The sequence below is a fragment of the Vibrio sp. QJM3NY_35 genome, from assembly GCF_057785915.1.
Genome location: NZ_CM173507.1, coordinates 2,427,600 through 2,441,169, shown reverse-complemented (window position 1 = coordinate 2,441,169; position 13,570 = coordinate 2,427,600). Strand labels below are relative to the sequence as shown.

Here is a 13,570-nt window from a genome sequence, read left to right as displayed (position 1 = left end):
TTACGTCATTTATCCGATATATTTAATAGATCATCACTTTTCCGAATTTAAGCACCTAGCTGAGCCTTTTATGTTTCAAATTTTCAAGCCGTGGTTAATGCCTTTTGCCTTTATCATTGCGACTCAGATTTCCGTTGTTCGTGCAGATTCCATTCGAGTTGTAGGACCTAATGGTCAGATACAATCAGCGCCTACGTTTTCAGAACCTCTTCAAAGAGCGCAATCGAATAGCGCTGAGCCTTCACGTTTCTATGGTCCTACTCGCGGCTCAGAAACATTGTGGTCTATTGCTTCAAAGTTACGCCCTGATAACTCCGTGTCAGTCCAACAAACCCTGTTGGCTATTTATCGCTTAAACCCACAAGCGTTTGAAAACCAGAATATCCATAGCCTGCTGCCTGCCAGTAATTTACGAGTGCCTTCTTTAGAGCAAGCACGTGCAAGCTCGACGCAGCAAGCTATCAACATCATGAACTCGCATCTTGCTAAGCTTGATGCTCCTGCAAGTAAGCCTGTCGCTTCAAAACCCAAAGCGCCGAGTTCTGATGCAAAAAATGTTGCTCCTGCTAAGCAAGTAAGCACTACTGAAACCGCTAAAAAGCCATTGTCTCCAACTCAATCATCTCTAGATCCATCTGCTCCAACCCAAGAGATGAACAAGTTAGAGAAGCAGCTAGAGCTTTCAGAAACTGAACTCCTGTCACTTGAAGAGAAAAACCACCAACTTCGTTTGATGTTATCGAATGTTCAATCGGAAGTTGATGAGCTAAAAACTGAGCTCAGCGATGAAGATCGCATTCGTAGCGAAGTGGAAAAGCTACTTGATGAAGAGCGTAGAAAGAACGCCGAAATTGAAAAAATGGCCCCAAGTGCCATGGATGAACTGTTATCTAATGGTTGGTTAGTTGCGGCTCTTGCGATTATTCCGGGTCTTCTACTTGGCTTGATCATCGTGATGCTGATAGGTCGTCGTTCTAAAAATGAAGAACAACAGCAAACCACTCAAGAACAACCGATTCAGCCTGAACCAAGCAGCGTCGCGCCTATTACATTGGGCGACGAGATGGACGACCTTAACGAGCTGTCTTTAGACGATGACTTGTTTGGCACTGAAGACGATGCCAATAAGTTGTTTGACGACCAAGCTCTTGCTGAAGAAGATGATGTATTTGCAGGATTGGATGAATCTGATCTCGATTTCAATCTCGACGGTGAAGATGATGACCCATTTGCGAGCATTGGCGAAAACGGTGATTTAGACACTAACTTTGATGATCTGGACTTGGACAGCAGTAACGGCATCAGTGTTAATGGTGAAGAGAAAGCGCTTGGCCTTGAAGAGATGGAGCGCGCGCTCGATAAAAGCGCAGAAAGCGCACTTGATACCGATGAAGTCGATTTTGATCTCTCAGATGATAACGCAATGTCTGCTGATGAGATTGAAGCACTGCTATCTAAAGAATCCGAGACTGAAGATTTAGGCTCTAACGAATTAGACCAGTCACTATTAGATGACCTGTTTTCTCTTGATGACGAAGATGATGATAGCTTCGACATCGATGCTTTGATTTCGGAAGAGCAAAATGATTCTACTTCTAGTGCCGACACATCAATAACCGATGATTTTGATATCGATGCGCTTATCTCAGAACAACAAAGCGATGCTACGCCTTCGGACATAAGCACTGACGACTTTGATATTGATGCTCTGATCTCTGAACAACAGACCACTCAATCTGCAGCTCCTAGTGTAGAGGATGATATTGATGACATCTTTGCTCAGGTTGCCGCTCAGAACGAGCAAGCGAATGATCCTTTCAACCTCGATAGCGACGATGAGATAGCGACGAACCTAAACAATGGTTTGGCGTCTGATGATGATATCGAAAACATCCTGTCTCAGTTTGATAAGCCAATCGTTGATGAAGAGACTCAAGACAGCGTTGATCTACTTGATGAGCAGTTGGAAGGGGATGACGTTGACCTAAGCAACTCGACCGAACTCCTTGATGAAATGCTGGGCGATGAATCGGATGATGAGCTTGAAAGTGAGCCTTTAGGTTTTGATGCCTTATCCGAACTTGAAGAACTTTCTGGTTTATCGACTGATGATGAGCTAAACATTGCAGAAGACAGCACGGAAACTCTGGATGAATTAATCGGAGATTCTGATGATGATTTCGAACTCGATGCGGAGAGCACCGACTTACTTGATGATTTCCTTGATAGTGAACTATCGGATGATGCGCTTTCAGCGGACCAAGCTGATTCACCAAAATCTGAATCTTTAGACCCGTTTGATGATTTACTGACAAGTGGTATTGAAGACGAGCTTGAATCAGAAGAGCAGACGTTTGATAAAGAGCTAGATGCTGCCTTTGGTTCTGATAAAGCTAGCGACGACCTTATCAAGGATTCAGACGTTGAACATACTCAATTAACGTCAGAGCCTTCTGAAGCCGAGTCTGAGCAAATAACGGACATTACTGAAGCACCACAACCTGAACTTGTTGGTGATGCTTCATTAGATTTAGAACTGACTCAAGACGGTGCTGATGTTAAGCCAGAAAATGATGAAGCCTTTAATCGTGATGGTTTTATCGATGATTTGTTCGGTGTAGCGCCTGCAACGGATGCGTTGCTTGATGACGCACTAGAAACAACAGATGAAGCATTGATTGATGAGTTGATGACTTCTGATGACAGCGATTCGTTGCAAGCTAATGAAGAGCCAGCTGAAGCATCAATCGAAAGTGCTTTGGAACCAGAACAAACGTCTCTTTCTGATAGTCATGAATTATCACCAGAAGAAGCGGTGTCGTCTGTTAAAGATGATGAACTGGATATTGACTCGTTGCTCTCTGAGAATTCTGACTTTGACAAACCAGTTTTTGAAGAGCCGACTCAAGAAGACACTGAGCAACAAGCATCAGATTCGGAAGAAGCTGACGTACAAGATCAGCGTGAAGACATCGCTGCGAGTACTGAAGATCAAGCTTCGCCGTCGTCTTTGAATGATATCTCTGAAGACGATGAAGAAACGGTAGAAGATTGGTTAGCCGAAGCCATTGATGATGTTGAATCTCCTGCGAATATAGACTCTGATTTTGACTTTGAACCGAAAATTCAAGGTAGCGACGAATTTGAAGATGTCGTTGAATCCTTGCCAGAGCCAGAGCCAGAGCCAGAGCCAGAGCCAGAGCCAGAGCCAGAGCCAGAGCCAGAGCCAGAGCCAGAGCCAGAGCCAGAGCCAGAGCCAGTTCGAGCTGCAAATATGCCAGAGATCATTCCAAATGAATTCGGCGTACCACAAGACGACGATTGGCTGATTGAAGACGAGGCGTCTGAACCAGAAGCATTAGCGGAAACTGACGTAACACCAGAGCTAGTGACACCAGTCGCTGAACCGCAAGTTGAAGCTACACCACAAGCGGAAGTAGCAGAACAAGCTGAAGTTCTAGGACAAGAAGGCGAAGAAGAATTCTCGTTTGATGATTTCGACTTACCAGAGTTTAGTGAAGAAGACGCACTAGCGGAAGCTGATGCTGAATCAACACCAGAATCAGTATTGCCTGCTGTTGAAGCTGAAGCTAAAGAGCAAGACGACGAAGAGTTCTCGTTTGATGATTTTGAGCTACCAGAGTTTGGTGAAGAAGACGCACTAGCGGAAGCCGATGCTGAATCAACACCAGAACCAGTAACGCCAGCTATTGATGCTCAACCAAGTGTTGAACCTCAAACTGAAGCCCAAGTTAAAGCTCAGGGGCAAGACGACGAAGAGTTTTCGTTTGATGATTTCGAGTTACCAGAGTTTAGTGAAGAAGACGCACTAGCGGAAGCTGATGCTGAATCAACACCAGAGCCAGCAACGCCTGCTATTGATTCTCAACCAAGTGTTGAATCGCAACCAACCGCTGAGCCTCAACTAGATGCTGCACCACAGGCTGAAACTGCGCAACCAGAAAGCGAAGAAAAATTCTCGCTTGATGACTTCGAACTACCAGAGTTTGGTGAAGACGATGCGTTAGCGGAAGTGGTGAGTGAACCAGATGAAGCACAGTTAGAGCAAGACTTAGCGCCTGACACAGAGAAGTTCGAGTTCGATGACCTTGATCTTCCTGAGTACGATGAAGAAAGCGCAAAAGCGGACTCTGTTTTAGATGATATTGAGCAAAGCAATGCTGAGCCGGTAGCGGAAGACCAAGGCGTAGAGTTTGATGAGTTTGATTTACCGGAATACGGTGAAGACGAAGCGATCTCCGATGCGTTTGCAGAGAAGCCAACACCACTGACTTCTTTCAGCCCACAAGGAGAAGAGCAAGATGCGTTGCATGATCTGTTCTCAAATCCGCAGAGCTACAGTCAGGCTGATGATTTCTCGAATGCAGAAGACTCTGAACCGGCTGGTTTTGCACAGCCAGAACAATCACTGAGCGCGGCTTCAGAGCCAAACTCAACGTCTGCAGCGGTTCAAGACGAGCCACTAGAAGGCTTTGATGACTTTGATGAGACAGCATTAGCTGAGTTGCTTTCTGAAGATGTTCAAGACTCTGTCGACAACATGTTCGATAAGCCATTGGACGCAACTTCGATTGATAGCGCAGGGCTAGATATTGACGCCATGCTTGAAGTCGGCGGCGAAGACTGGAAAGGCTTTAACCTAGCGCCAGAACAACAATCGAGCATGCATAATGATGTGCCTGATGACCAACAAGAGATTTGGGCATCGGCTGAGCAGCAAGCTGAACCGAAAATCAAAGAAGAGAATTGGGCTGAACAAGACAATCTAACCGAATCAGGCAACAGTCGTGATAAGCAGTACATGACGATTGATGAGCTAATGGCTCAAGTCGAGCAAGAAGGTGAAGAAGTCATTAATCCAGACGATGAAGAGCTTAAACTGGATGTGGGTCTTAACGAATTCCCTGATGTTATCGGTGATATTGGCAATTATGATGTCGACAGCAATGCAGAAGCTGCGGGTAAGCTTGATTTGGCCAAAATCTACATCGAGATGAGTGACTCGCAAGGGGCAATTAAGCTTCTAGAAGAGGCAATCGTTGATGGCAGCGATGATATTCGTCGAGAGGCAAAAAATCTTATCGATACGTTAAACGGTCGATAAATTTACAAATCAGAAAGGGTAGCGTTGGCTACCCTTTATTTTAAGGCGATGCAGAGCACTATTGCTTGATTTGGTTTTTCAAAAGCATCGTCTCGGTCGATGCTGATTGTTTATTAAAGTTTTAGCCCCATCCTATTTGGGCTAGCACTGATTTCCGTATATACTTCTCGCCCATTTTCAAAGAGAACAAGAACATGAAAATTGCTTTAGGTATTGAATATAACGGTACCCACTACTTTGGTTGGCAACGCCAACGAGACGTGAAAAGTGTCCAAGAAGAATTGGAAAAGGCTCTTTCAGTTGTCGCGAATCACCCTGTAGAAGTTATGTGCGCAGGTCGTACAGATGCCGGTGTTCACGGTACGGGACAAGTCGTTCACTTTGAAACTAATGTCGATCGTAAAATGGTGGCATGGACAATGGGCGCGAATGCCAACATGCCAAAAGATATTGCGGTTCGTTGGGCGACAGAAGTGAATGAGGATTTCCATGCTCGTTTCTCGGCTACTGCCCGCCGTTATCGCTACATTATCTTTAACCATGCACTACGCCCAGGCATTTTGAATTCAGGTGTGAGCCATTATCATGGTCATCTTGATGAGAAAAAAATGCATGAAGCGGGTCAGTACTTACTTGGTGAGAATGACTTCACTTCGTTTAGGGCAACACATTGTCAATCTCGTAGCCCATGGAGAAACATGATTCACTTGAACGTGACTCGTCATGGACACTACATTGTGATCGATATTAAAGCGAATGCCTTTGTTCACCACATGGTGAGGAATATTACGGGTAGCCTTATTGTCGTAGGTAAAGGTGAGCAGAAACCAGAGTGGATCCAGTGGCTTTTAGAAGCTAAAGATCGAAAAGTAGCCGGCGCAACTGCAAAAGCGGAAGGTTTGTATCTGGTGGATGTTGATTATCCTGAACATTTTGAGCTACCACAAGAGCCAATTGGTCCTCTATTTTTACCGGATAATTTGAACTAAATGTGAGACTTAGGTTCAAAAATTATTACGGTTTAGTGCGTAAGATAGTCCCAGAAAATAGGTACAACCAGTTTTTTATCTACAGTCGCTGTTTTATGTGCTTTAATTCCCACGCATAATTCCCAAATTTATTTCTTTCGCAATCAAGCGGAAGAATCGAAACAAAAAGGTCTTCCATGAGTTGGCTTGAAAAGATTTTAGAAAAAAGCAACATCGTAACATCTCGTAAAGCGTCTATCCCTGAGGGTGTTTGGACTAAATGTACTTCTTGTGAGCAGGTTCTGTACCATGCTGAACTAGAGCGTAACCTAGAAGTATGTCCAAAATGTGACCATCACATGCGCATGAAAGCACGTCGTCGTCTGGATACATTCCTAGACAAAGGTGAGCGTGTTGAACTAGGTGCTGATCTTGAGCCACAAGACAAGCTGAAGTTTAAAGACTCTAAGCGTTACAAAGAACGTATCTCTGCTGCTCAAAAGAACAGTGGTGAAACAGACGCATTAGTTGCAATGAAAGGCGAACTATTGGGTTTACCTATCGTAGCGTGTGCTTTTGAATTCTCATTCATGGGCGGCTCAATGGGTTCTGTTGTTGGTGCTCGTTTCGTGAAAGCGGTAGATGCTGCTATCGAGAACAACTGTGGTTTAGTGTGTTTCTCTGCAAGTGGTGGTGCTCGTATGCAAGAGGCATTGATGTCTCTAATGCAAATGGCGAAAACCAGTGCTGCGCTTGAGCGTTTATCTGCGAAAGGCCTACCGTTTGTTTCAGTTATGACTGATCCAACAATGGGTGGTGTTTCTGCAAGTTTGGCAATGCTTGGCGATATCAACATTGGTGAGCCAAAAGCACTGATCGGTTTTGCTGGACGTCGTGTAATCGAACAAACGGTACGTGAAGACCTTCCTGAAGGTTTCCAACGCAGTGAGTTCCTACTAGACCACGGTGCTATCGACATGATCGTTGACCGTCGTGAGATGCGTCAGCGCGTTGCAAGCCTTGTTGCTAAAATGACCAACCAGCCTTCACCATTAGTAGTTTCTGTGAACGATTCACCGAATGAAGCTACTTATGAAGTACCAGAAGCGCCAGAAAAAGGGTAAAGTACCTTCTAACAAACCAACTTAATTATGGTTATGAGTTAGATGAGTCAACAACCTATTCCTCAAGCCACATCCTCTTTGGAGATGTGGCTTGATTATTTATCAAACATCCACACAACCGCTATTGATCTTGGATTAGACCGAGTTCAAGCCGTCGCCTCTAAGGCAAACCTCACCAAACCTGCTCAACATGTTATTACTGTTGCCGGAACCAATGGCAAAGGCTCAACATGTGCACTGATGGAAGCGATTCTATTGGACGCTGGTTACTCAGTTGGTGTCTACAGCTCTCCTCACTTAATTCGCTATAACGAACGTGTTCGTATCAACGGCCAAGATCTATCTGATGAAAAGATGGTTCAGTCTTTCGATTTCATTGAGAAAGAGCGTGGCGAAATCAGCCTGAGTTTTTTCGAATATGGCACTTTAGCGGCGTTACGTGCATTTCAAACTGAAGCGGTTGATGTTGTGCTTTTAGAAGTGGGTTTAGGCGGGCGTTTAGACGCGACCAATATCGTTGAGCATGATGTTTCTGTGATTACTAGTTTGGCTGTCGACCATGTTGACTGGCTAGGTGATGACATCAATGTGATTGGTTTTGAGAAAGCGGGCATTTATCGTAGCGGTAAACCCGCTATCTGTGGTCAACCCAAGCCACCGGCTACGGTTGCAGCGCACGCTGATGACATTAAGGCTGAGTTCTACCAAGTCGGTATTCAATACACTTATGATGTTGACGGTGATACGTGGAACTGGCGCAGTGGTGCATTCCAACTAGAATCGCTACCTATTCCAAGCCTGCCGTTACCTAACGCTGCAACAGCGTTGATGGCATTGGGCACATCAGAGCTTAGTATTAGCGACGTGAACGTGGTTAACGGCATGAAGAATGCGCAGCTTCCAGGGCGTATGCAGCAAATTAGCGAACAACCCGTGATTGTGCTGGATGTGGCGCACAACCCGCATTCCGCTGAATACTTTGCGCAGCAAGTTACGAAGAAGTATGCAGGTAAAAATTTACACGTTGTAGTCGCCATGCTTCATGACAAAGATATTCCAGCGACATTGGAAGTATTAGCGCCAATCACAACTCATTGGTATCCAGCTTCATTGCAAGGGCCACGCGCAGCGACAGCTGCTGAATTGTGTCAAAGCCTACCCGAAGGCGTAGAGCAGCATTCAAACCCTGTCACAGCGTTTGAAGCGGCTTTAGCTTCTGTTAAAGGTGACGATGTTGTGTTGGTTGTCGGTTCTTTCCATACCGTGGGTGAAGTGTTGGAGCATTGGCAGAAAAAAGGAAACTAAATGGCAAGTAAATTCCAAAGCCGGTTAGTCGGCACCATCATTTTAGTGGCCATTGGCGTGATTGTATTGCCCGATGTACTAGATGGTAAGAAGCTCCACTACAAAGAAGAGTTTGCAAGCATTCCAATTAAGCCTGAGCTTGATAGTAATGTTGAAGTGTTTGAAGTACTCGATCCCGTTGAAGATCAGATAGCGCTACCAGATTCTCCGGTTGAGCAAGTGGTTGAAAGTGGTCGTACTGATAATTCAAACACGCAAACTGCGTCTTCTTCTAATGATAAAGAAGCAGATAAAGTGGCAGTCGTGGTTAAGCCAGTACCGGAAAAAAATGAATACCAAGACAGTGCTTGGATTATTCAATTGATGGCTTTGAAGAATGCTGACAACGCAAAAAACGTTGTTAAGGATTTGCAAAAGCGTGGTTATCAGGCTCACACCAAGCAAGAAAAAACTTTTACGCGAGTAATTATTGGCCCGGATGTCTCTAAATCCAAACTTGAGCGACAAATTAAGGAATTAGAAAAAATTACGGGTTCAAAAGGCCAATTGCTCAAATTTAAACCGTTAAATCCATAAGAAAACGTTTGCGTCAGCATTTTTTCTGTTAAAATGCGCGCCAACTTAAGATGAAGAATTCATGAATTGGTTAGATTTTGTCATTTTAGGCGTGATCGGCTTCTCTGCCGTGATCAGTTTAGTTCGCGGTTTCGCTAAAGAAGCGTTGTCACTTGTTATTTGGTTTGGAGCATTTTTTATTGCTAGCCAGTACTACGCTAAATTAGCGATGTACTTCACCAATATCGAAGATGAGATGTTTCGAAACGGAACTGCGATAGCAGCATTGTTTGTTGCAACGTTAGTTGTTGGTGCCTTAGTTAACTATGTCATCGGTCAGCTAGTTCAGAAAACAGGCCTGTCAGGTACAGACAGAATCCTCGGTGTCGTCTTTGGTGGCTTACGTGGTGTTTTGATTGTTTCTGCAGTGTTGTTTTTCATGGATGCGTTTACTGCATTCCCAAGTTCTGAGTGGTGGAAGAATTCGCAATTGGTTCCGGAATTTAGTCGAATCATTGCGCCGTTCTTCGAGCATTTACAAGCAACATCTAGTTTCTTATCTGGCGCGCTCTAGCGCCAGTTAATGTCGAAAAATCGAGGATTAGGACATGTGTGGTATTGTTGGAATCGTGGGTTCAACACCTGTAAACCAGTCTATTTATGACGCTTTAACGGTATTGCAGCATCGTGGCCAAGATGCCGCTGGTATTTGTACCATAGAAAGCAATCGTTTCCGTCTGCGTAAGGCGAACGGTTTAGTAAAAGATGTTTTTGAAGCAAAACACATGCAGCGCCTACAAGGTGAAGTTGGTATTGGCCATGTTCGTTATCCTACTGCGGGTAGTTCAAGTGCGTCTGAAGCTCAGCCTTTCTACGTAAACTCTCCTTTTGGCATTACGTTGGCACACAACGGTAACCTGACGAACGCAAACGAAGTTCGTGAGAAGTTGTTCGAAAAAGACCGTCGTCATGTAAACACAACCTCTGACTCTGAAGTTCTACTGAACGTATTAGCTCATGAGATCGATACCGTTAAAGGTAACGTAACTTCAGATGACGTTTTCCGCGCTGTGGCAAATGTGCACCGTACAATTCGTGGTGCTTACGCCGTAACTGCGATGATCATCGGCCACGGTATGATCGCATTCCGTGACCCACATGGTATTCGTCCACTGTGTCTTGGTAAGCGTGAAGTTCAAGGTAAAACAGAGTACATGGTTGCGTCTGAATCGGTAGCACTCGATGCTGTTGGTTTCGACTTCATGCGCGATGTAGCGCCAGGTGAAGCTATCTACGCAACGTTCGACGGTGAGCTTTTCACTAAGCAATGTGCAGACAACCCACAACTAAACCCATGTATCTTTGAGTTTGTATACTTTGCACGCCCAGATTCATTCATCGACAAAATCTCGGTTTACAGCGCACGCGTTGAGATGGGTGAGATGCTTGGTAAGCGTATTAAAGAAGAGTACGCAGACTTAGACATTGATGTAGTTATTCCAATCCCTGAAACATCAAACGATATTGCGCTACGAATCGCTCAAGCGATCAATAAGCCATACCGTCAAGGTTTCGTGAAAAACCGCTATGTTGGCCGCACATTCATCATGCCTGGTCAGCAACAGCGTAAGAAGTCAGTTCGCCGTAAGCTCAACGCAATCCGCTCTGAGTTTAAAGGTAAGAACGTTCTTCTGGTTGACGATTCTATCGTTCGCGGCACAACATCAGAGCAGATCATTGAGATGGCTCGTGATTCTGGCGCAAACAAGGTCTTCATGGTTTCAGCTGCTCCAGAGGTTCGCTTCCCTAACGTTTACGGCATTGATATGCCGAGCGCGACAGAGCTGATTGCTCATGGTCGTGATAACGAAACGATTTGTAAGCAGATTGGCGCAGACGCCTTGATTTTCCAAACGCTACCAGATCTGATTTCTGCAGTGGGCATGGGCAATCAAGACATCTCTCGTTTTGATACTTCTGTATTTAACGGCGAGTATGTAACGGGCGATATCGACCAAGCGTACCTAGATTTCCTAGACTCTTTGCGTAATGACGACTCAAAGGTTCAGCGTGAGATTCAACAAGATCTTGCTAACTTAGAGTTACACAACGAAGGCGCTTAACTAGCGTTTCGTTAGTCATACAGAGTTTCGCTAGCGATACAGAAAATAAAAAACCAGAGCATCGGCTCTGGTTTTTTGTTTATAGAGAAGGGGATTGACCTTAATGAATGTGGTATGCGATCACAAAATCAATAAACAATCTCACTTTCTCTGGTAGATGATCTTTGTGGTTATAAAGCATGTAAATATCACGAGGGTTAGCGCTCCAGTCTTCTAAGACTTGCACTAAGCTGCCATCTTCAATGTATTCACGAATCATCACGTCAGGCATCAGGGTGATACCTAGGCCTTCTGAGCACGCTTGTCTTACGACATTAAGCGCATTGGCGTTGAAACGGCCTTTCTCGCTATTCACCACTGTCTCTTCATTCGAATTACTCAGCTGCCACTTAATCAGCGGGTAGCCTTTGAGTAGCGAATGGTTCGCTAGCTCTTCAGCATGGCTTGGAGCTGGGTTCTTCGCTAAGTACTCAGGGCTCGCGATAAGAATATCTTTGACTTCACTGATTTTGCGAGCGATTAGGCTTGAATCACGCTGCGGGCCGACACGGAAAATTACGTCCCACTCAGTTGGATCCAGCTGATCTGCTTGGTTGTTCATCATCAGCTCAATATTGATATCAGGGTATTGAGTCATGAATTCACTGAACATTGGCATCATCATGCGCTTGGTCAGATTTGAGGGGGCCGTAATACGAATCTTACCGGAAGCGCCTTTGCACACGTCAGTTAACTCTTCTGCGGTAGAAGAGAGACGTTGCAACAGCGGAGAGCATTCATTGAAGAAACGTTCGCCTGCCTCTGTTAAAGAAAGTTTACGCGCGTGTCTATTGAGAAGCCTAAGGTTCAAAGAATCTTCCAAGGCTTGGATGCGTCGTGTGATGGTCGCAACCGGAATCATAGTCTTGCGCGATGTTGCGGTGTAGCTCCCATTTTCAACGACGAGTCGAAAGAGGTTTAAATCATCTAATTTCATAAATCCAGACACATTTGTTTACAATCTCATCTAATTTATACGTAACAGTGAGATCAATGTTTGCGTTACGTCAACTCGTTGCACTATTTACAAGTATTCCAACCCTGGTCACGAATTACCAGCAAAGAGTGCAAATTTGTGTATTTAGCATTTTATTACTAAGTTTTATATTAGTTCTTAGAACAGATAACAATAATAATTCGACTTAGTTTTGTGAGGTTATAGATTATGTACAAAACTCACAGTCAGCCAGTAATGACCTCGGCTCAGGAAGTAATTAACCAAAAATGCGTGATGTTGGTTGATGATGATCCTATTTTTCGCCGTATAACCAGCGCGTACCTAGACAAGGTCGGTTATAAAGTGGTTGAGGCTGAAAATGGACTGGACGCTCTGCAAAAGCTTAGAGACTCAGCGCCAGATTTAATTGTGTGTGACTTATCAATGCCAATACTTGATGGCATAGAGCTTGTGGAAGAGCTCAGTTTAGAGTACCCGTCACTGCCTATGATCGTGGTGTCCGGCACTGATGATATGTCTGATGTGGCGAAAGCCTTGCGATTTGGTATTAAAGACTTTTTAGCGAAACCGTTAGAGGATCACGGTCATCTAGGAAGTGCGATTGCGAATACATTGACAGATTCGTTCGATAACATTTCAGACCAACGAGATTTTTCGAGCCAGTGGTTCTGTGTGGATGACGGGGGAGAGATCCCTGAAGACCAAGAACTGCATTGGCACCTGAATTACCTTCAAGATAATCCAAGCGCCGCAAAAGATTTACTGCATGCGCTGCTTCCAGAGAAAGATACGCGACAAGGCTCATGGCGTTGCAGTTACCGTTTACTGCAATCAACAGAGATGATGCCACTTGTGTTTGATTATGCGTGGATGATGAACGGGCAATTTGCTTTTTACCTCGTCGATTCATCGTCTTCTGATAATGGCGGCTCAGCAACAACATTGTTGGTGAGAGCGCTGTTCCACGATTACATAAGAAACAGAAAAGATTTTAATGTTGATCTCAAAGATATTGCTGAGATCTTAGAGAAGGGGATTCGTTGCTCTAGATGTTCTACCCCAGTGAATGCCTTGTTTGGTGTTGCCGACCTTGCCGAGGGAACCATCTCCATTTTACCTGCGGGCTTAGATGGGCAATGGTCGAATGGTGAATTGAATCAACATATTGCAGCAGGTGAGCGCTTGGGCGAGAACTGCAAGAAGAACTTTATAACGCGGGACCTTCCGATCGAACAGGGCTGCCAACTTTCGTTAAGCCTACTTGGAGCGGCAAGTTTTAGTTTAGACATACACCAAGGGTCTACCGATTAACCCTATATTTCCTCGGTTTTTGTGAATAATTGATTAAGGTATAGTTGCGCAAATGGTGCGGC

Annotated in this window: 9 protein-coding genes; 8 read left to right on the top strand and 1 reads right to left on the bottom strand. The window is 44.7% G+C overall.

Annotated elements, in window-relative coordinates; translation table 11 throughout:
• Positions 1 to 70: 70 nt before the first annotated feature.
• The 7 genes from AC3CH3_RS10870 to purF all read left to right on the top strand — a co-directional run bounded on the left by AC3CH3_RS10870 (position 71) and on the right by purF (position 11,200).
• On the top strand, positions 71 to 5,125 hold the full coding sequence (locus AC3CH3_RS10870) for a FimV/HubP family polar landmark protein (RefSeq protein ID WP_488537141.1): 5,055 nt from the start codon (positions 71 to 73) through the stop codon (positions 5,123 to 5,125).
• Between the two features lie 194 nt (positions 5,126 to 5,319).
• A complete protein-coding gene (gene truA / locus AC3CH3_RS10865; protein WP_488537140.1) occupies positions 5,320 to 6,114 on the top strand; it encodes a tRNA pseudouridine(38-40) synthase TruA in 795 nt (264 codons plus the stop codon).
• 176 nt (positions 6,115 to 6,290) lie between these two features.
• Positions 6,291 to 7,217: an acetyl-CoA carboxylase, carboxyltransferase subunit beta gene (accD, locus tag AC3CH3_RS10860; protein WP_017062348.1), complete on the top strand. Its 927-nt coding sequence runs from the start codon at positions 6,291 to 6,293 to the stop codon at positions 7,215 to 7,217.
• 42 nt (positions 7,218 to 7,259) lie between these two features.
• The gene (folC, locus tag AC3CH3_RS10855) at positions 7,260 to 8,522 is read left to right on the top strand and encodes a bifunctional tetrahydrofolate synthase/dihydrofolate synthase (RefSeq protein WP_019823172.1); all 1,263 of its coding nucleotides are present in this window, start codon (positions 7,260 to 7,262) and stop codon (positions 8,520 to 8,522) included.
• Positions 8,523 to 9,098 (top strand): SPOR domain-containing protein, encoded by a 576-nt coding sequence (locus AC3CH3_RS10850; protein ID WP_017063432.1) that lies wholly within the window; start codon positions 8,523 to 8,525, stop codon positions 9,096 to 9,098.
• Positions 9,099 to 9,159: 61 nt separating this feature from the next.
• Entirely contained in the window at positions 9,160 to 9,651 is a 492-nt protein-coding gene (locus tag AC3CH3_RS10845; RefSeq protein ID WP_009848678.1) for a CvpA family protein, read from the top strand.
• A 34-nt stretch (positions 9,652 to 9,685) separates the two neighbouring features.
• On the top strand, positions 9,686 to 11,200 hold the full coding sequence (gene purF / locus AC3CH3_RS10840) for an amidophosphoribosyltransferase (RefSeq protein ID WP_017066676.1): 1,515 nt from the start codon (positions 9,686 to 9,688) through the stop codon (positions 11,198 to 11,200).
• Between the two features lie 100 nt (positions 11,201 to 11,300).
• Here purF and AC3CH3_RS10835 read toward each other — a convergent pair whose 3' ends face one another.
• Complete coding sequence (locus tag AC3CH3_RS10835) at positions 11,301 to 12,176, bottom strand: LysR family transcriptional regulator (RefSeq protein WP_017067604.1); 876 nt, start codon at positions 12,174 to 12,176, stop codon at positions 11,301 to 11,303.
• Positions 12,177 to 12,404: 228 nt separating this feature from the next.
• On the opposite strand from AC3CH3_RS10835, the gene AC3CH3_RS10830 reads away from it, so the two are divergent.
• A complete protein-coding gene (locus tag AC3CH3_RS10830) occupies positions 12,405 to 13,508 on the top strand; it encodes a response regulator (RefSeq protein ID WP_019823180.1) in 1,104 nt (367 codons plus the stop codon).
• Positions 13,509 to 13,570 lie beyond the last annotated feature (62 nt).